Raw genomic sequence first — 20,204 nt, forward strand, 5'->3', positions numbered from 1 at the left:
TGAAGGTCTGTACCGCGTTCACCGGTTCTCCTAAGTCATTCCCGATCCTATCAATCTGCGGTTCCTTCCAAAGACCTATAAGGTTTTTAAAACCTTATAGGTCTATAACACAGCGCAGTTCAACTCCGGCAATCAAAACCTTGAAGGTTTGCTCAAAAAAAGATGTGTTGCAACTTGTAGCCAACAGCCATCACCCTTGTTAAATCCAACCCACCACCGATTTCCTATCAATCCTTCTAAAAACCTTTCCCTCACCGGTTCCTGCTAATCTTTTCCAATCAAACAATTCTGCGGTTACTTTTGCGCATCAAATCATTTACATGAAGAACACACCGTTCACCCATAAGCATATTGCCATGGGCGCCAAGATGGCTCCTTTTGCAGGATACAATATGCCCATTTCTTATACCGGCATCAACGACGAACACGCTACCGTGCGCAAGGCTGCCGGCGTATTTGATGTAAGCCATATGGGCGAGTTCATCCTCAAAGGCGAGGGCGCCCTCGACCTGATCCAGCGCATCACTTCCAACGATGCTTCCAAGCTCACCGCGGGCAAGGCGCAGTACAGCTGTCTTACCAACGAACAGGGCGGCATCATCGACGACCTGTTGGTATACTGCGTGGAAGAAAACAAGGTGTACATGATTGTGGTGAACGCCTCCAATATTGAAAAAGACTGGAACTGGTTTGTACAGCACAATACTGCCGGAGTGGAAATGCACAACGTATCGGAGAAGACCTGCCTGCTGGCGGTTCAGGGCCCAAACGCCACAAAGATCCTCCAGGCCCTTACCGATATGGATATCCTCAACCTGAAGTACTACACTTTTGTAAAAGGCACTTTTGCCGGTATAAAAAATGTACTGGTTTCGGCCACGGGTTATACTGGTGCCGGCGGCGTGGAAATATATTTTGAAGATCAGGACGGCGCCGCCGATAAAATCTGGGACGCCATCTTTGAAGTAGGCGCACCCCAGGGCCTGAAGCCCATTGGTCTTGGTGCCCGCGATACTTTGCGCCTGGAAATGGGCTACTGCCTCTATGGCAATGATATTGATGATACTACCTCGCCACTGGAAGCTGGCCTGGGCTGGATCACCAAGTTCAACAAACCCGATTTTACCGCCAAGCCAATCCTGCAGCAACAAAAGGAAGCAGGCTTACAACGCAGGCTGGTAGGTTTTGAAATGGTAGACAAAGGCATTCCCCGCCATGGCTACGAAATTGTAAACGCTGCTGGCCAGGCCATTGGTTATGTAACCTCGGGTACCCAAAGTCCCAGCCTCGGCAAAGCCATTGGCATGGGTTATGTACAAACCGATTTCGCCGACCTAGACAGCACTATTTATGTAAAAGTGCGCGATAAGCAGCTGGCTGCTAAAGTGGTGAAGTTCCCCTTTAGTTAATTGGCTAATGTGCTAATTAGCTAATATGCTAAAGGGTATGCCGCCACATATTTGTATACCTCTTTAGCCGGAACCTTTATTTTGCCACTGCATAAGCCTTAAAACGTCAATAGCACATTAGCCAATTATCACATTAGCACATTATTTTGACCTTATGAGCAAGAAACCTTCCCTATACACCTGTCTTTCACCCGCGCTGCTGCACCTCTATGATATCACCGACACAGTGGTGGTAGTGATTGATGTGCTGCGTGCTACCAGTACCATTGCCACGGCTCTGTACAATGGTGCCCGGCAGATCATCCCGGTGGACAGCGTGGAGCGCTGTATCCAGTACGGCCGCGAGATCGATTGCATTACTGCAGGCGAACGCGACGGGCAGATAGCCCCCGGCCTGCAGTACGGCAATTCCTCTTTCGAGTATCCCCGCGAGTTTGTACAGGGACGCACCCTGGTGCTTACCACCACCAACGGCACCAAGCTGCTGCACATGGCACTCAACAGGGGCGCCAGGGAAATCATCACCGGCGCCTTCCTCAACCTGTCGGCTGTGTGCGACCACCTGGTGGCACAAAAGAAAAACGTGATCCTGGGATGTGCCGGCTGGAAAGACCGTGTGAACCTGGAAGACACCTTGTTTGCAGGCGCCGTGGTAAGTCGCATCCGTGAACATTTCCACGTCAACTGTGATGCTTCGGGTATGGCCCGTAACCTGTACGAGCTGGCGCAAGACGACCTCTTTGGCTTTATGCAACACAATGAAGCCTCCCACTACCACCGCCTGATGGGCTTTGGGCTGGAGCGTGACATTCGTCACTGCCTTACCCCCGACCTGGCGAATATCCTGCCTTATTACCAGGATGCACGCCTGGTGCCCTTTGCAGGTTAGGCCTTGAACGCTTAAAAAGTTAATGATGAATACAAGAAGGAGTGGTGCACTGCCGCTCCTTTTTTATAAACATACTTGCTGTACGGTTGTGCATTATACTATTTTCAATTAGGTAATTCGGTTTGTACAATAGAAACCTGTCATGCCGAAACAAGTTCGGCAGGAAAGGTTTCTATATAATAGCATTACCCAATTGAAATGGGTATTACACCACTTCAATTGGGTAATGCCTGCTGGCAGGATACCTGGAACCTGTCTTCCCTCCCCGTACAACAGATTTCGAACAAATTTGAATTTTCCTTCAAGTTTTTCTGCCCATCTTTCGTTTACTTTTGCAAATTGCCCTGGCCGCACCGGGGGAGCTTTGGCATGGCGGTAACCTGTTTTTATAAAACGTAAAAACAACATTTCTTACACACCTGCACATGTTCATAGTTTCCCTTTGCGCATTTATGCGTAAATTTTGCGGCTTTTTTAGCGGTAAGGTCATGCCTTTTAACCGTGAACACCAAAGGCAAAAAACAGGAAGCAAGAACACCCTAAATAGAACATCGTTTGGCTTTACCACATTTGTTGAAGTACATCTATACCCAGGGAACCGATGAAGTGATCCGCAGGGGCAAGAAGATCCACGCCATGGGCTTTGTTGACCTGGTGGAGCACGACCCCCTTTTCGGCAACGCGGTTTTCCGGGTAAAAGATGACAATTACGGAACTTTTTATAAGGTACATATTGGCCAGTACAAAGATGCCCGGTCGGTATCAGTGCGCTGCGCCTGCCCCTACAACCTGGGCGAGATCTGCCGCCACGAAGTGGCCGGCCTGATGCGCCTGCAGGAAATGATCGACAAGGGCATGCTCGACACCGCCGATGCAGCCTACGACCAGCACCACACCGTGGCCAAGATGAAGAGCATCGAGCTGAAAACCCTGCGCATGCTCTGCTCGCCCGAGGTGATGCACGATGCCGACACCTTTCTGAAAACCAATAAGCCGGTAATTGAAAGCGCCAAGGAAGAGACCGTAAAAGCACATGTAACCATCAACGGCGAAACCTATTACGTGATCCTGCGGCGCAACGAGGAGCGCAACTTCGATACATCATCGGATTATGTGGATGAAGAGCACCCGCTCTGCCTGCCCAAGATCATCGTGTTTTTGTACCTCTTGCAAAAAGAAGGCGCCCATTATTTCGATACCATCCGCAACTGGGATAAAGAAAAGAACAAGCTGCTGGAAGCCTACGGCTACTCGTTGAAAGACGACCTGAGCGGCAAGTTCGAATTCAACTATAAAGAAGGCAAGCCCTTCCTGCGCGTGCTGGATACCAGCATCAAGCGCATCACTTCGCCAAGCCCATTAACCTCCTACCGCAAAGTGGAAGCGCCGGTGCCTGTGGCACCTGTGGCCGTGCAAAAAGAAGTGGCTACCGCATCGCGCCAGCTGGGCGTGGTGTTCAACCTCAACAAACCTGCTTATCCATTCTTCTCTATCGACCTGGTGGATGGCGAAATGGACGAAGGATTTAATTTCCTTGGACCAGCGCAAAAGCTGGAGCTGGGCAAGTATATCGACCTGGATCAGTACGACGAGCGGGGCCGCACCCTGGTGAGCGCCGTGCGCAAACTGCAGGACAGCGAGGTAAATAAATACATCAACCGCAACTCGCCCTTCTCGGGTTTCTGGGAAAACATCGTACACCAGGAAGGCGACGAGCTGCCCGAGGAAACAAAGACCCTGATACTGGAATACTTTGTTCCCAAGCTGAAAAAGATCTGCGCCGAACAGGAGCAATCCCTTTTTGTTTTGCCCAAAGGGCAGGGCTTCAAAACCAGCAACCTGCAAAAGCTGGAGTACAACAGCAGCAACCTGCAACCCCAGTTTTCGGTAGCTAAAGAAGCCAACGAATTTGTGGTGGAATGCTTTGTAAAACCCGATGCTGTAGGATACGGCCTTGAGGACAATGAAGCGCCTACGCCTCTGTTCTTTTTATACAATCACCAGGTATACCTCTGGGACAATACCGATGCTGCCACCACTGCCATGAAGTATGGCAGCGGCATCAGGCGGGTGCCTGCCGACGAGTGGCCCGAATTGCTGGAGAAAGAGGTGCTGCCGCTGGCACGCGACTACAAAGTTGACTTTGGCCGCGAACTGATTTCGGAAGTAAAGGACGGTGAACCCGAAGTGCGGCTGTACCTGCAGGAAAAAGGCGAGTACCTGGTATTCCAACCGGTATTCAACTACAAGGGTTTTGATACCAAGCCCAAGGACCGCGATGAACTGGTGGTGCCCGTAGGCGAGAAGGTGCTGGTGGTACACCGCAACAGAGATGCCGAGCAGGCTTTTATGAACCGCCTGCGTACCCTGCACTCCAACTTCGTGGAGTTTGAAGATGGAGCTTCGCTGGCGTTGAAAGGCAGCGACGTGCTCAAGAACAACTGGTTCTTCCTCTTCGTGGATACCATGAAGGAGCAGAAGACCCCGGTGTTTGGTTTCGAGTCGCTCAAGAACTTCCGCTTTAATACTGCCAAGCCCACAACCAGCATTTACATCAGCAGTCATACCGACTGGTTCGATGCCAAAGTGGACATTGTGTTTGGCGACCAGCGGGTAAGCATAGCCGAAATCAAAAAGGCGCTGGCCAACAAACAACAGTTTGTACAACTGAATGACGGCACTTTGGGTATCCTGCCTGAAGACTGGCTGAAAAAATATTCCCTGTTGTTCCGTGTGGGCGAAGGCAAGGGCAATGCCCTGAAGCTGTCGCGCTACCACCTCAGCGTGATCGACGAGCTGTATGAGAACCGCGATGAGGAGGAACTGACCATACAGCTGGAAGAAAAATACGAACGCATCCGCGACTTCCACGACATCAAGGAATTGCCGGCCCCTGATCACCTGCAGCCTATATTAAGGCCCTACCAGGTGGCGGGTTTCCAATGGCTCAACTACCTCCGCGAAGTGGGCTGGGGCGGTATCCTTGCCGACGACATGGGTTTGGGTAAAACCATACAGGCCCTCTCGTTTTTACAACACTACCATGATGACCAGGACGGCCAACTGCGTGCCCTTGTGGTTTGTCCCACCACGCTCATCTACAACTGGGAAAATGAGATGCGCAAGTTCACGCCCAACCTGACTTATTATATCCACCACGGCCCCTTGCGCAGCCGCACACTGGAAGCTTTGCAAAACCACAACGTGGTGATCACCACCTATGGCACTTTGCGCAGCGATATCAAGTTGTTTGTGGCCACGCCTTTTGATGCCGTAGTACTTGATGAAAGCCAGGCCATCAAGAACCCAGCGTCGAAAGTAACCAAGGCTGTGGCCCTGCTCAATGCCAAGACCCGTATCTGCATGAGCGGTACGCCATTGCAGAACAATACTTTTGACATCTATGCGCAGATGAACTTCCTCAACCCCGGCATGTTGGGATCGATGGAGTTCTTCAGGCAGGAGTTTGCCATTCCCATCGACAAGTTTGGCGAGCCCGAGCAAAAAGACCACCTGCGCAAACTGCTCTATCCTTTCATCCTGCGCCGTACAAAGGAGCAGGTGGCCAAAGACCTGCCCGAAAAAACGGAGATGGTGCTGTGGTGCGAAATGGATAAGGAGCAGCGCCGCATTTACGATGCCTACCGCAACGACTACCGCAGCCGCATCATGGGTACCATTGAAGAACAGGGTATCCACAAATCGCAGCTCACCATCCTGCAGGGCCTGATGAAGCTGCGCCAGATTTGCGACTCGCCTGCCATCCTCAATGAGCAGGACCGCTATGAGAACCACTCCATCAAGCTCGATGAACTGGCAAGGGAGATATCGGAAAATATGGGCGACCACAAGGCGCTTATCTTCTCACAGTTCCTGGGTATGCTGGGCCTGATCCGCGAAAAGCTGGATAGCCTCGGCATCAAGTACGAATACTTTGATGGCAGCACCACGGCTCCCGACCGTGAGAAAGCCATTCGCAGTTTCCAGGGCGATGACGAAGTGCGGGTCTTCCTCATTTCGCTCAAAGCCGGCGGGGTGGGTTTGAACCTTACCGCCGCCGATTACGTGTACATCGTTGATCCTTGGTGGAACCCCGCCGTGGAGCAGCAGGCCATCGACCGTACACACCGTATCGGGCAAACGAAAAACATCTTTGCCTACCGCATGATTTGTAAGGATACCATTGAAGACAAGATCATGCAGCTGCAGGAGCGTAAGCGCCTGCTGGCAAAAGACCTGATTGCCGATGATGCATCCTTCGTGAAGACCCTCACCAGGGAAGATGTGGAGTACCTGTTTAGTTAACCAATCTTAGATCTTCCATCTCTTTAAGAGATGGAAGATCTGTCCATAAACCTTCAAGGTTTCTAAAACCTTGAAGGTTTTTTTATGCCCGCTCAAAACCTATAAGGTTTCAAAAACCTTATAGGTTTTTGCCGCCAAAGAAAAAACCGACAGCTTTCGCCATCATCGCTACCACTCATCACTTCACCCATTTTAAATCCCATATCACCAGTGCATTTGCCCCGTTCATCACTGTTTGTGTTGTATGGACATAAATGTGCATACATCTTTGCCTCGCAATCAAACATTTCACCCTTAACCATTAAAACCAAACTGCAATGCAACAAATGACTGCAACCAAAGCTGCTGCTTTTCAAACCTCCTCCATCGTTCGCAAAGGCCTAGGCGCACTGGCCCTGGGCATCCTGTTTACCGCGTGTAAGAAAGACGACAAGGACATCCCTAACCCCAACCCACAACCGCAAAACGAAAGCTACTATGCTGCCAAAACCAATATGGCACTGCAGTATCAGTCGGTAGACGGGGGCGAAACCGAAAACTACACCCTCACTGTTACCGGCCAGAAGGACTCTGCCGACGGCAAGGTGTACAACTACCGCAATGCATTTGCAGACGGTACCTCCATCAATCCTTTTGTGTATGCCAAGGGCAACAGCTTTACCCTGGTGAGCACCGTGCCTGCCGAACTGGCCGACATCATCGAAGCGATGAAGGATGATCCTACCGTATCGGATTTTGAACTTACCGGTTTGCCGCTGCAGCAAAAGCTGCCTGCCAACCCGCAGGTAAACCAGGCGCTTGAATTTTCCGATCCCATGCACATGGGTCTCAACATCCACGACGAGGAAGAAGATGAAACCATGCGCATGGATATGTACTTCGGTTTTTCGGATGGCAAGGTTGTGGGCTTTGAAGATGTAACCACACCGGCAGGCACCTTCAAAAACACCATGAAGGTGCAGTACAAGGCCACTATGACCCTGGAGATGCCCGTTGGTGGTAACGAATCGGAAACCCTCATCACCCAGTGGTTTGCCAAAGGCATTGGCCTGGTGAAGAGCGAGGAAAAAGAAGGAACCAATACCAGTATCACCACACTGATTGGTGTTACCGGCAAATAAATCGTTGGGCTTTCGTTGATCAAAAGAACAGGCACCCCGTAAGGTGCCTGTTTGATTTTAAAGCAATGGCAAGTAATACCCGTAAGCACAAACCTTGTATTGCGCAATGCAATAAATTCCCATTTTATCAAGTGAACGTAACCCGGTAGCCTTCATAAAAAGGTTTTTTCATAGCATTGATTCAGGGTTATAACACCGTTTCTTGAATAACGGCAATCTATATTTATAAAGCTGCCTTTTTAAGTAGATGCTATACGTTAGGAAATCATATATCTTTTATACGGTAGAGGCTGCATTGATTTTCAATGTGTTGTGGCATTGTACTTGGTTTCAGTATGGTAAGCTTTCCAAGAGAAAGCATTGTTAACCATATAAAAACCATAGTATGAAAACGAAGATTTTAGCGATTGCATTTTCAGTGATGGCGCTATTTGTACTTGCCCCTGCAATGAACGGCGTGCAAGCCCAAAGCAATCAGGGGACAAATGTTGGACAGGTTGTTCGTGGATTGATCAATGTGAATGTAGGAGCTGTAGCAGTGAATGTTGGCGATATCACATTAGAGGATTTGGTTGATGTAGGAGATGTGCTCAGTGATATTGAAATAACGGCATTGAACAATGTCTTAAACAACAGCCCTATTGCCAGCAACAATTCAGAAATCCTGACCAACCTGTTGCGGAATGCTGACATCATTGACGAAACACAAGTAGTTGTTGGTGTATTGAGTGGCGGAATATTCGTTATTCAGTAAGCTCCTTAGCATTGCTGTATGCTCCTTCGGTATTGATTGTTTGCTATTACATTTTTCAAGAGGATACCACGCAGTATCAACCAGACACTTCAAGTGCATTTTTTAGTTATTGCTTGCAGACCTTTTAAGAGAGTAGTATCCAAACACAATTACATCGGTTTTGGGTACAGCAATAATTGGTGTAAAAACATAAGGAGGGAATTTCCCTCCTTATGTTTTTAATACCCTTACGAAGGTTGAACCATTTAGCTATGTCATGAATACAGGTATGGAAACCAGGAAGCGGGTACCAGAACTTGGGTTATCAAAATATCCGGCAATGGACCGGTTAACCTTTTTTAACCGCCACTTCTGCAACCCTCCGAATATCTTCGTAGCCAATAACCTGCTTATGTATCGTTTTTTATTGTTCTTATCCTTGTTTTGCTCCCTTGCTGCGCAAGCCCAAAAACCTGGAGGCGTACGCGGTTCTGTAATCGACTCTACCTCTAAAGAAGGCCTCAACGATGCTACCGTTTCGGTAGTCACTGCCAAAGATTCTTCACTGATCTCTTTTGCGCTTACTTCCAACAGTGGGTTTTTTGAAATCAAGAACCTGGACACCGGCAGCTATGTGCTGATGATCTCTTACCAGGGCTATCCCAACATCCTGAAGGCTTTTGGCATTACCACCGACAAGCCCGTGGTGGACTTCGGTTCCATCAAAGCCGACCAGGAGTATAAGGCAATGAAAGAGGTGATCCTCAACAGCACACCGCCGGTACAAATCAAGGGCGATACGCTGGCTTATAATGCAGGCGCTTTTAAAACCAAGCCCAACGCCACCGTGGAAGACCTGCTGAAAAAGCTGCCCGGCGTACAGGTAGAACGCGATGGTACCGTTAAAACCCAAGGTGAGAACGTTCAGAAGATATATGTGGACGGGAAAGAGTTCTTTGGCAATGACCCAAAGATGGCTACCAAGAACCTGACCGCTGATATGATTGACCAGGTGGAAGTGTATGAAGAGCAAAGCGAGCAAAGCCGCTTCAGCGGTGTGGACGATGGCAACCGTACCCGCACCATCAACCTGAAGTTGAAAAAGGATAAGAAGAAAGGACTGTTTGGTCGTGTAGGCGCCGGTGTGGGTACCGATGGGCGTTATGAATCCAATGCATCGGTGTCCTATTTCAAAGGATCATCCAAACTGTCGCTGGTGGCCCGCTCCAATAATATCAACAGCATTGGTTTTACCCAGGGTGATATCACCGGTGTAGGTGTTGGTGGCGGCGGCAACAACAATTCAGCTGCTTCAGCTCCGGGCATCACCCGCAACACCAATGCGGGTCTCAACTACAGCGACCTTTGGGGTAAGAAAACAGAAGTGACCGGTTCGTACTTCTTCAATAACAGCAATACCAACAATACCAGTTCCTCTTATCGCCAGACCTTCTTTACCGACTCCACGCTCAACCGGAATCAGCGCAGCGTAAACGATAACAGCAGTAGCAACCACCGCCTCAACATGCGGCTTACCTACCAGATCGATTCGTTCAACTCCGTAATATATACCCCCAACGTATCGATCCAGCACAGTGAAAACGATCGCTTTACCGGTACCCAAACCTTTGCACAAAAAGGCACCCAGGAATACCGCCTCAACGACAATACGTCCAGCATCCACAACGAAGGCAATGGCAGCAACTGGGGCAATAACCTTTTGTTCCGCCACCGTTTCCGGGTGCGTGGCCGCACCTTCAGCATCAACCTGTCCAATACCTGGAACAACAGCGACCGGGACGGACTCACCGATTCCAAGTTTGGTTTTTATACCCAGGGTATCAAAACCAAGGACAGCCTGGTGCAACAAATCAACCGCACCGTAAATGGTACCAACAACTATGGCCTGTCGGCTTCTTATACCGAACCCATTGGTCGCGACAAGGTGCTGGAGCTGAACTATGCGTACAACAACAACAGCAACAGCAACGACCGCAGTGTGTACGATTACAATAATTTCACCGGCGAGTACGACCTGGTAAACCAGTTGCAAACAAACCGCTTCCGCAACAACAACGAAAGCAACCGTTTGGGTGCCAACCTGCGTGTGGTGAAAAAGAAATACAACTACCAGATGGGTATGGCCGTGCAGCAGCTGGAACTGAGTAGCAACAACCTGTCGAAAGGCGCCATCATCCGCCAGACCTTCAACAACCTGTTTCCTACCGGTTCGTTCAACTACCGCTTTGCACGCAGCAAGAACCTGCGTTTCGATTACCGCGGCCGCACCAACCAGCCCAGTGCCACACAGCTGCAGCCCATCCGCGACGTGAGCAACCCGCTGTACCAAACAGAAGGTAATCCTGCACTGAGGCAGGAGTACAGCAACAACTTTACGCTGATGTACAACTCGTTTAACATGATGCGCTTCCGCAACCTGTTTACGCGGTTTACCTTTGGCAATACCTACAATAAGATCGTGAACAGTGTAACCCAGCTGGGCAAGGGTGTGCAGTTGAATCGCCCCGTGAATGCCGATGGCGCTTACAACATGAGCGGTGTGGTTGATTTCGGGGTGCCCATCAGCAAGCAAAAGGGCGGCAACATCAATACCACTACCAATTTCAACCTGAACCGCGACGTGAGCCTGGCAGATGGTGTGAAGAACTATACCAATAACCTGGTGATTGGCGAGAATGTACGCGTAAACTATAACTACAAGGAGAAACTGGACCTGGGTATCAGCGGTGGTGTTTCGTATAACCGTGCCCGCAATACCCTCAATGCCCGCCAGAACAATACCTATTACCGCTACCTGGCATCGGCCGATGTGAGCTATATTTTCCCGAGAAACTTTGTGTTGTCTACCGATGTGGATTATACTGCTACAACAGGTCTGACTGCAGGTTTCAACCAGAGCTTCCTGTTGTGGAATGCTTCCTTTGCCCACCAGATGTTCAAGAACAAGCGCGGCGAGCTGAAGCTGACCGTGTTCGACATCCTGAAGCAGAACCGCAGCATCAACCGCAATATTGCCGACAACTACATCGAAGACGTGCAGAACACCGTGCTGCAGCGTTACTTCATGCTCACCTTTACCTGGAACCTTTCCAAGTTTGGTGCGGCACAACAAGGTGGCAGGGGTGGCAACCAGATGATCCGGATGGGACGGTAAGGAAGTTAGAAGTACGAAGTTTGAAGTACGAAGTTCATAGCGGCGGTGCTGCTATGAACTTTTTTTATGATTCCTTCTCACAGGTGGCACGGATGGCACGGATAGGGGGAAGGCGTTGAGGTAAATAGCAAGGTGAAGAGATTGACGACGGACAACGGACAACAAACGACAACTTCACTGGCCAATTTTATCGTGTTGAAACATAGAAGCAACATATTCTAATTAGCTCCTTATAGCATTTTCAATTGGATTGTTCCTGTTTTGAAATACTGGCAACCGGGAACTGGCAACTTGCAACCTGGTATTTTAAAATATCCGTGTCATCTGTGCCATCTGTGAGAAAAACATCCTGCAACAAAAAGGTCCGCTTGTGGCGGACCTTTCTTTATAAGCCTTTCTTTTTACCAGGTATGTGTTGCTGGGCGGTGGCACCATTGCCGGTAAGCAATACCGTTAGTACGGAGCGCAGCAGGCGCAGCGGGTTAAAAGAAGGACGGTAATAGTCTTTGTAAATCTTCGCTTCGTTGTATGCGTGGGTTATTTGTCTGTTTTTCATCGATCTCCAAATGTTTTGGTGTGTAATCATTCAATATAACCAAATATGTGGATAACCTCGGCAGTATTTGTGTAAAACCTGTTTATTTAACAAAATAGAAGTGTATAACTATCAGGGGAAGTAGGGCGAAGGACAGCAGAGGACCGACGATGGACCATGGATAATAGACCATGGGTTTCAGCAGGGCAGTTGCTGCTTTCCTGTTTGGTCATCCATGGTCCATGGCCCATCGTCCATCGTCCACCGCCCCATCCTACCACAAAAAAGGAAAGCACTTGCTTCCCTTTTTCTATACTGCCGATTGGATTAGTTGGATTGGATTACGATCTGCCTGCCACCGCCGGGGCCGCCACGGCCGGGGCCAAAGTTGCGGCGCATTTCTTCAAACATCTTGTTGCGCTCCACGGCAAAGTCGGCAGAGGAAATGGCCTTGCCGCCCTTGGGTTCCTTGATGCTGGCAACATTTACCTTGGGGTTGATACCGGTGGCTTTGTACACCACGCGGCCCTTGTTCATTTCCAGCTCCAGGATGAGGCCGGGCAGCTGTGTGCTGAACTCGGGACCTGCGGCCACAGGAATTTCGGGAGTAAACCAGGCATTGATCACAGCGGTGTCTGCCACCTGCGTGCGCTTCATTTCACCATTCTCCATCTGCATGTTGAAGCGGGTGCCGATGCGGGTAGCAGTGGCTTTGCGGGCCTTCATACCCAGTATTTCCTTCGACTCGTCGCTTAGTTTCCAGGAAAGTTTTTTCAGCGTGTCGGTTACGATATAGCTCTTGCCGGCAAGCTCCTGCTTGGAAGTGGCGATGCCGTTTTCGAGGTTGGTAAAAATCAGTTCGTCGTTGCCAAAGCGCATGCTGAAGCCGCCACCGCCGGGGCCGCCTTCGTTGCCTTCTTCCAGGTCGGGGAGGGCTTCCCACAATTGTTTGCCGGGTGTAAACGACAGCTCAAAGCGGTCGGTGCGGCTGCGGGGCATATTGTTGGCGATGTTGGGATCCATGCCCTGGATGCGCATTTGTAATTGAATGGTACGCTCATAAGTCACTTTGCCTTCTTTTACTTGTGCAAAAGCCGGCGCTACCAGCAGCAGGGCACAGAGGCAGGATAGAATTCTGGTCATGAAACAAGATTACGAAATTTATCGTTGCTGCCGCCGCAGCTTTGCCGCAATCACGTTAATAATGGTTAATTGGGAAAACTGGCGGATGGCTTTAGAATACATTTGCTCCGATGCGCAGGTACAACAATACAAGATGGATTCCGCTGGTGATGGGTATAACGATGGTGGCCGTTACAGCCTTCCAGTTGTTCTGGCTGCACAGCACCTACGAAAGGGAAGAACGAAGCCTGGAGATTCGTACCAATATGGCTTTCCGCGAAACGGTGCAGGACCTGCAGGTAGCGCGCTTCAAGCTCAATCCGCCGCAAGCCGATACCCTGGTGCCTGTTGTTCCGGGCAAAACGGATGTGCGCAAACCCGTGGATGAAGACCAGAAAATAATTGCCCTGGTAAATGTGATCCGCGAACGGTTCAACGACTCGGTTCGCGCCGGCAGGATGTTTGAAAAAGAAGGGGAGCACAACCCCCGCCGCAACCGCCTGATCCGCCTGATGTATGATATGGATGCCGCACAGGATTCGGTGCGGGTACCCGATATCATCAAAGCCTTTGCCGAAAAGCAGGTACAGCAAAACATCGAAGTGCCCTTCCTGGTACAGCGCTTCCTCCGCGACCGCCAGTCACAAAAGGCTTACAACGAGGTAACATTGGGTTTGATACATCCCATTACCTACCGCATCGATGTGTACAATACACAGGACTATGTTTTGCGCCGCATCCTGGCACCCATCTTTTTGTCCCTGTTTATTGTGGGCTTCACCCTGCTTTCCTTTATCCTGCTGTACCGCAACCTGCTGCGCCAGCGCCGACTCGCCGAAATCAAAAACGAGTTTATCTCCAATATCACCCACGAGCTCAAAACACCTATTGCTACCGTAAGCGTGGCCATCGAAGCACTGCGCTCTTTCAACGCTACCATGGACCCCACCCGCACCCGGGAGTACCTTGATATTTCGCACAACGAACTGCAGCGGCTTTCGCTGCTGGTGGACAAGGTGCTGAAGTTGTCGATGTTTGAAAAGAAGGAAGTAGAGCTGAAATACGAAACCCTGAACATGCAGGACCTGGTAGAAGAAGTAAATACCAGCATGCGCCTGCAGTTTGAAAAATATGGTGCTGAAGTAAGCATGCACCAGGAAGGTGATACCCACCTGGAAGGCGACCGCCTCCACCTGGTAAGCGTGATCTTCAACCTGATGGACAATGCTCTTAAATACAGCCAGGGCAAACCCCGCATTCATATTCAAAACACCGACCTGCAGGATGCCGTGCAACTGCGGGTAAGCGATAACGGTATTGGCATTCCCGAAGAGTACCATGGCAAGGTGTTCGAAAAGTTCTTCCGGGTGCCCACCGGCAACCTGCACAACACCAAGGGCTATGGCCTTGGCCTTAGCTATGTGGCACAGGTGGTGGAAAAGCATAAAGGCAATATCCGCATCGAGCAGGGTAGGGAAGGCGGTAGCAGTTTTGTGATTACCTTACCCAAAAAACCTGCATGACCAAGCCCCACATCCTTTATGTAGAAGACGAAGTGTTCATGGCCCGTATTGTAAGCGACACGCTGAAGGATAAAGGCTATGAAGTAACGATGCTGCACGATGGAGGGGATGTGGTGCGCCATTTCATACAGCACAAACCCGATGTATGCCTGCTGGATGTGATGCTGCCCAACAAAGACGGCTTCACCCTTGCCGACGAGATCAGGGAAATAGACCACAACGTTCCCATCATCTTTCTTACCGCCAAGTCGGAGGTACGCGATGTAGTGGCCGGTTTTAAAATCGGCGGCAACGACTATGTGCGCAAACCTTTCAGCATGGAAGAACTGCTGGTGCGCATCGAAAACGTACTGCGTGGAAAACACCAGCCCCAGGTATCGCAGGAAGAGGTACAACTGGGTAAACTGGCCTTCAACATCCGCCGGCAAACCCTGTCGAGCGAGGAAGAAGAGCGCAAACTGTCGTACCGCGAAAGCGAACTGCTGCGCCTGCTGGTAGAACAGGAAAACAACATCGTGGAGCGCCGCGATATCCTGATCCTGCTTTGGGGCTCCGACTCCTTCTTCAACAGCCGCACCCTCGATGTGTACATCACCAAGCTGCGCGGCTACCTCCGTGCCGATCCCACCCTCGAGATCATTACCATCAAAGGCATCGGGTATCGTTTTGTAAAAGGGTAGTGATTTGGGGTGCGCCGCTATAGTGGCACAGCAATTTCACCATCCCTGTATGCAAGTGAAGGGAACAAAGCGCCGTTGGGTGCGCATCATGGCCGGAGCTGTGGCGGGTGCCATCCTGCTGGCTGCCATTGCCGTCTATTTTGCCAACCAGTTTGTAACGCCTTTGCTCCGCAGCCGGCTCCACACCCTCATCATCCAGGGCTCGGATAGCTTGTACCGCTACAAGCTGGGAAAGCTGGACGCCAATTTTTTCGGCGGCAACGTTGCGGTGGAAAATCTACAGATACGTGTGGACAGCAACCGCTACCGCCAGCTGCGGGCAGCACAGGCCCTGCCGCCGCTTACCATGCAGCTGGACCTGCAGCGAGGATATATCAAGGGGTTAAGTGTGTTCCGCTTTTTACTGGGCAAACAGATCAGGGTTTCCGAAATAGGCTCGCTCGAAGCCAATGTGCGGCTATCCCGGCATGTGCGGCCGCAGGAGGCGCCCCGCAATAACCTGCCCCTGTGGAAAGCCATCCAGCCATCCATCAAAAGCATACATATCGACCGCATCAACCTCGATGGGGTAAAACTGCTTTACCGAAATGCCGATACCTCCGAATCGGTTAAGCTCCAGTTCGACCGCTGCGAGGCCCGTTTCGAAGATATACGGATCGACTCGGCTGCCGCTGCCGATACCGCCCGGCTGGGTTTTGCCCGCTATGTTACCCTCAACTTCCACGACCTTAAGTTTCGCACCCCCGACTCATCGTACAAGATGAAGGCCGAAAGCATCATCTATTCATCCAAAAACCGCTACCTCGAGCTCTCCGAATTCAAACTGCAGCCCACCCTGGAGCAGGAAGACTTTTACAAGGGCATCAACCAGGGGTTAAGCCGCTACGAGGTGGAGTTTAAAAAAGCCTGGTTTACCAACCTGCGCCTCGACCAGTTTATCAACAACAATATTATTTTGGCCGATAGCGGCGTGATGCTGCAGCCGGAGCTGAAGATTTATGCCGACCGCACCCAACAGGGAGCATACCACAGCAAGTACGGCGCCTACCCGCACCAAAAGCTCCTGACGGCAGCGGTAGCCATTGATGTAAAGGGGCTCCGGTTTACCGATGCAGCCGTGCTGTATACCGAGCGGGGTGCCAAAAGCGGGCAGGAGGGCACCATCGATCTGACCGGTATGCAGGTGCATGCCGGCAATATCACCAACCTGCCCGCGGTGATCAGGCAAAACAGCGTTTGTACCGCCACCATGCAGGCCCGCATTTTTGAAACCTGTCCCATCCAGGCCCGGTTCCAGTTCTTCCTCGATTCGGCCGAAGGCGAGTTTGCCGTTGTGGGCAAGGCCCAAAACATCAGCGCCGCGCAACTCAACAAGGTGGCCGTGCCGCTGGGCAATGCCGAATTAAAAACCGGTACCATCCAGTCCATAGATTTTAATATCCGGGGCGATAACTACAATGGCCGCGGCATCGTGAATATGCGGTACCAGAACCTTACGGTAGCCCTCCGCAAAGTGGATGAGGAAACCGGTGCCATCACCACCCAGAAATTTTTGAGCAAACTGCTCAACCGGTTCACCCTCCACGCCGATAATCCCGGCCCCAATGGCGTGGTACGTCCCGGCAGGGAAGTGGTCTATGCAAGGCCCTCCACCAAATCTTTTTTCGCCACCATCTGGAAAACCATCTTTAAGGGTATGCAGGATGTGATGTTGAAGAGCGGGGTGTATGAGTGAGGAGGGTGAATGTTGAATTGGAAAAGCGCCGTGTAAGATACCGGCCTTTCAGTTGCCTCCCCCTTTGAAAAGAGGCGGCCTCCAACAGCTAAGTGCTATCGGGTTCGGGGGATTTTCCTGTAACCTTCAACCGTTCCACCATTTTATGCTTACCCTGCGGGGGAATTAATTTTCACGCAAGGGCCGCAGAAAGTATTGCCGCAGTAACACATTCCCCCTACTTGTTCCAGCAGTTATCAGGTACCCCAACATATCACCACAATCCTTACCTTCCCTTCATGCCCACCATTGCTTACCTGCCCGAAACCCTGTTTACCGGCAAAGAATTCCTATCCGGCCATGCCGTGCTTGTAAACGACGATACCATCGAGGCCATCCTGCCTGCCACCCGGTTGCCTGCGGGTACCCCGGTGCAACATTTTCCTGGTGCTACCCTGGCACCTGCCTTTATCGACATCCAGATTTACGGCGCCAACAAAAAGCTGCTTGCGGTACACCCAACCGCCGATGCCCTGCAGGATTTGTACAATTACTGCGCTGCCGGCGGCGCCCCGCTTTTCCAGCCCACGGTGGCCACCAATACCACCGAGGTGTTTCACCACGCCATTGATGCGGTACGCAGCTACTGGCAGCAGGGAGGAAAAGGGTGCATCGGGCTGCATGTGGAAGGGCCGTGGATCAGTATGGAGAAACGGGGCGCCCACCTGCCGCAATGTGTACATGCCCCTACTGTGGAAGAGGCTAAGGCACTGTTGGAGTATGGCAAAGGTGTGATCACCATGATTACGCTGGCACCGGAAGTGTGCAGCCCTGAAGTGATAGCACTGGTACAATCTTATGGTGTGGTGGTTTCGGCAGGACACAGCAGCGCCAGCTTTGCACAGGCCAACCAGGCCTTCAACGAGCAGGGCATTGGCGTGGCCACCCATATGTACAATGCCATGAGCGCCCTGCAGCACCGCGAGCCCGGGCTGGCAGGCGCCCTGATGCTGCACCCCTCCGCTATGGCCAGCATCATCCCCGATGGGTACCATGTAGATTATGCCGCCATCCGCATCGCCAAGCAGCTGATGGGCGACAGGCTTTTTGCCATCACCGATGCCGTTACCGAAACCAGCGAGGGCGGCTACCCGCACCAACTGGCCGGCGACAAGTACGAATCGAATGGGATACTGAGCGGCAGTGCACTCACCATGCACAAGGCTTTTGTAAACCTGGTACAACACTGCGCCATTCCGGTAGCGGAAGCCCTGCGCATGTGCAGCCTCTACCCCGCCAGGGTTATGAAACTTGATGGGCAATATGGCACCATTGCACCGGGCTGCAAAGCCAATTTTGTGATACTGGAAGCCAGCCTGCAACTGGTAGCAACCATTGCAGTATAAGCAACCATACCGGGGTTTACCTGGCTTTCAGCACAATGGTGCGGTTCTGTTTTGCCTTACGGAAATAAGTAATGGCCCACATAATAGTAAAAGTGGGAATAAAGTCAAGGCCGGGCAGCAGCTCTTCCACAAAGTTGAAGATGCCACCAAAAAAGCCCTTGGCGCCACCAAACATCCGCATAAAGATGGCCGCCGAAATGGGCGCCCATACAATGTCGGTTACCTCGCCCAGCAGGGGCACGGCAAACGAAGCATAGCCAATCAGGTCCATAAGAATACACAGCGCCAGTGAAGGCTGCTGGCGTGCGGCAGGAGGGAAGGGCTGTGATTTTCTGTTCAGCAGGCGCTGTAAAAGGAGTTGTTTCATGGCATCCGGTTGCACTGGTTGGAGTGAACCGCAATGCAGACGATAAAGCAGGAGCGCCCGTTGTCTGTGGCTTGTTAATAAAAAAGGCTGCTGCCAGCAGGCATAAAAAAAGCAGGATGCCAGCGGTTATCACCTGGCAATCCTGCTTTTTCAGTAGAACTTCTTCTTACAGTTCCTCGTCTTCGTCTTCATCGTCGTCCAGCGGAAGGTCGTCGTCTTCCAGGTCCTCATCATCGAGGTCTTCCTCATCCACATCTTCCAGGTCGGCCTCGTCAATGTCTACATCATCGAGGTCTTCATCGTCTGCATCCTCATCATCAAAATCCATGTCGTCTTCGTCTTCATCTTCCGCGTCATCTTCATCGTCGGCTCCGGTGCGGGCAACGATCAAATCGTTTTCGTAGGCAAAAGAAGTGGGGGCTTCAGTATCAGCAGTCAACAGATTGTTCAAAAATTCCATGACAATTGGTTTTAGATGGTTAGGTGTAAAAATTACATGCCAGAAGTGGAAAATAAAGATAATCTGTTTGACTAAAGTATGGAGGGGAGGAAAGTTCCGGGTTTAGGTTAAGTTTTTCTTTCCTGCTTGCTCCCAAACCCATCAGCCTTGCAGCAACATATCGCTGTACGACTCGGCCAGGTAGTCGGCTTCCTGTATGCCAAAGCGCTCCGCAAAATAGCGGCATTGCTCCTGGAGCTTTTCAAGCGAAATACTGCCGTCGCTGTCGATGGCTTCTACTTCTACAAAACTGCCCAGGCCTGCTACCTGGTCGAAGTGGAGCTTTACATTGTCTACAAAATAGATGCGGCGGCGTTTTTCCACTACCACCTTTACACCCAGGGCGGCGCTCAGCACTTCTTTCAGGCTGGGGTGTGGCTGGTGGTGGTACAACAGCACATCGCTTTGCTTGGCGCCCGCCACATTGCTGCGGGTATAGTGAATCAGGGTGTTTTCAATATTGCCTTCGCGCAGTTTCATACGACCATGGCCTACGTTGAAATAAGTATCGGTCTGGTGGTCTTCGCCCACAAAACGGGGATCCAGTTCCTGGAGCGCTTGCTCCAGTGCTTCGTTGCGGGTACTGCGGGCTTTAAATTCAAAGTTCAGGGGCATGGGGGAAGGGATTAGTGATTGGTGATTAATGATTAGCTACTGGCGCTGCGCAATAGCCAATAGCCAATAGCCAATAGCCAATAGCCAATAGCCAATAGCCAATAGCCAATA

15 protein-coding genes are annotated in these 20,204 nt (G+C 51.1%); 10 read left to right on the plus strand and 5 right to left on the minus strand.

The features are described from left to right. Positions 1–320: 320 nt before the first annotated feature. From gcvT to BUE76_RS03210, 6 genes are all read left to right on the plus strand, one after another. The gene (gene gcvT / locus BUE76_RS03180; protein WP_073045341.1) at positions 321–1,409 is read left to right on the plus strand and encodes a glycine cleavage system aminomethyltransferase GcvT; all 1,089 of its coding nucleotides are present in this window, start codon (positions 321–323) and stop codon (positions 1,407–1,409) included. 154 nt (positions 1,410–1,563) lie between these two features. Then, positions 1,564–2,298 carry a 2-phosphosulfolactate phosphatase gene (locus tag BUE76_RS03185; RefSeq protein WP_073045344.1) on the plus strand — a complete coding sequence of 245 codons (735 nt, stop codon included), beginning with the start codon at positions 1,564–1,566 and terminating at the stop codon, positions 2,296–2,298. A gap of 573 nt (positions 2,299–2,871) precedes the next feature. Continuing rightward, entirely contained in the window at positions 2,872–6,603 is a 3,732-nt protein-coding gene (locus BUE76_RS03195; RefSeq protein WP_245798390.1) for a DEAD/DEAH box helicase, read from the plus strand. A gap of 326 nt (positions 6,604–6,929) precedes the next feature. Further along, on the plus strand, positions 6,930–7,724 hold the full coding sequence (locus tag BUE76_RS03200) for a TapB family protein (RefSeq protein ID WP_073045352.1): 795 nt from the start codon (positions 6,930–6,932) through the stop codon (positions 7,722–7,724). A gap of 385 nt (positions 7,725–8,109) precedes the next feature. Then, complete coding sequence (locus tag BUE76_RS03205; RefSeq protein WP_073045355.1) at positions 8,110–8,478, plus strand: hypothetical protein; 369 nt, start codon at positions 8,110–8,112, stop codon at positions 8,476–8,478. Positions 8,479–8,869: 391 nt separating this feature from the next. Then, positions 8,870–11,632: an outer membrane beta-barrel protein gene (locus BUE76_RS03210; RefSeq protein ID WP_073045475.1), complete on the plus strand. Its 2,763-nt coding sequence runs from the start codon at positions 8,870–8,872 to the stop codon at positions 11,630–11,632. A gap of 385 nt (positions 11,633–12,017) precedes the next feature. On the opposite strand, the gene BUE76_RS24410 is transcribed toward BUE76_RS03210, so the two are convergent. Together BUE76_RS24410 and BUE76_RS03215 are read right to left on the minus strand one after the other, a co-directional pair. Beyond that, complete coding sequence (locus BUE76_RS24410; protein ID WP_158069920.1) at positions 12,018–12,188, minus strand: hypothetical protein; 171 nt, start codon at positions 12,186–12,188, stop codon at positions 12,018–12,020. A 306-nt stretch (positions 12,189–12,494) separates the two neighbouring features. Beyond that, positions 12,495–13,310, minus strand: a complete 816-nt coding sequence (locus BUE76_RS03215) for a GLPGLI family protein (RefSeq protein WP_073045358.1) — start codon at positions 13,308–13,310, stop codon at positions 12,495–12,497. Between the two features lie 110 nt (positions 13,311–13,420). On the opposite strand from BUE76_RS03215, the gene BUE76_RS03220 reads away from it, so the two are divergent. The 4 genes from BUE76_RS03220 to nagA all read left to right on the plus strand — a co-directional run bounded on the left by BUE76_RS03220 (position 13,421) and on the right by nagA (position 18,612). Continuing rightward, positions 13,421–14,812, plus strand: a complete 1,392-nt coding sequence (locus BUE76_RS03220) for a sensor histidine kinase (RefSeq protein ID WP_073045360.1) — start codon at positions 13,421–13,423, stop codon at positions 14,810–14,812. Beyond that, positions 14,809–15,492 (plus strand): response regulator transcription factor, encoded by a 684-nt coding sequence (locus BUE76_RS03225; protein WP_073045362.1) that lies wholly within the window; start codon positions 14,809–14,811, stop codon positions 15,490–15,492. Before BUE76_RS03220 ends, BUE76_RS03225 begins: the two co-directional genes overlap by 4 nt. 49 nt (positions 15,493–15,541) lie before the next feature. Next, entirely contained in the window at positions 15,542–17,227 is a 1,686-nt protein-coding gene (locus tag BUE76_RS03230; protein WP_073045363.1) for a hypothetical protein, read from the plus strand. Between the two features lie 278 nt (positions 17,228–17,505). After that, complete coding sequence (gene nagA / locus BUE76_RS03235; protein WP_073045365.1) at positions 17,506–18,612, plus strand: N-acetylglucosamine-6-phosphate deacetylase; 1,107 nt, start codon at positions 17,506–17,508, stop codon at positions 18,610–18,612. Positions 18,613–18,628: 16 nt separating this feature from the next. Here the strand turns inward: nagA and BUE76_RS03240 are convergent, their stop codons facing one another. The 3 genes from BUE76_RS03240 to BUE76_RS03250 form a co-directional block, all read right to left on the minus strand. Further along, positions 18,629–18,979: a hypothetical protein gene (locus tag BUE76_RS03240; RefSeq protein WP_245798391.1), complete on the minus strand. Its 351-nt coding sequence runs from the start codon at positions 18,977–18,979 to the stop codon at positions 18,629–18,631. A gap of 166 nt (positions 18,980–19,145) precedes the next feature. After that, on the minus strand, positions 19,146–19,439 hold the full coding sequence (locus tag BUE76_RS24645) for a hypothetical protein (RefSeq protein WP_173702655.1): 294 nt from the start codon (positions 19,437–19,439) through the stop codon (positions 19,146–19,148). A 141-nt stretch (positions 19,440–19,580) separates the two neighbouring features. After that, the gene (locus tag BUE76_RS03250) at positions 19,581–20,093 is read right to left on the minus strand and encodes a class IV adenylate cyclase (protein ID WP_073045367.1); all 513 of its coding nucleotides are present in this window, start codon (positions 20,091–20,093) and stop codon (positions 19,581–19,583) included. Positions 20,094–20,204: the final 111 nt, after the last annotated feature.

This window comes from Cnuella takakiae (assembly GCF_001953305.1).
GTDB lineage: Bacteria > Bacteroidota > Bacteroidia > Chitinophagales > Chitinophagaceae > Flavisolibacter > Flavisolibacter takakiae.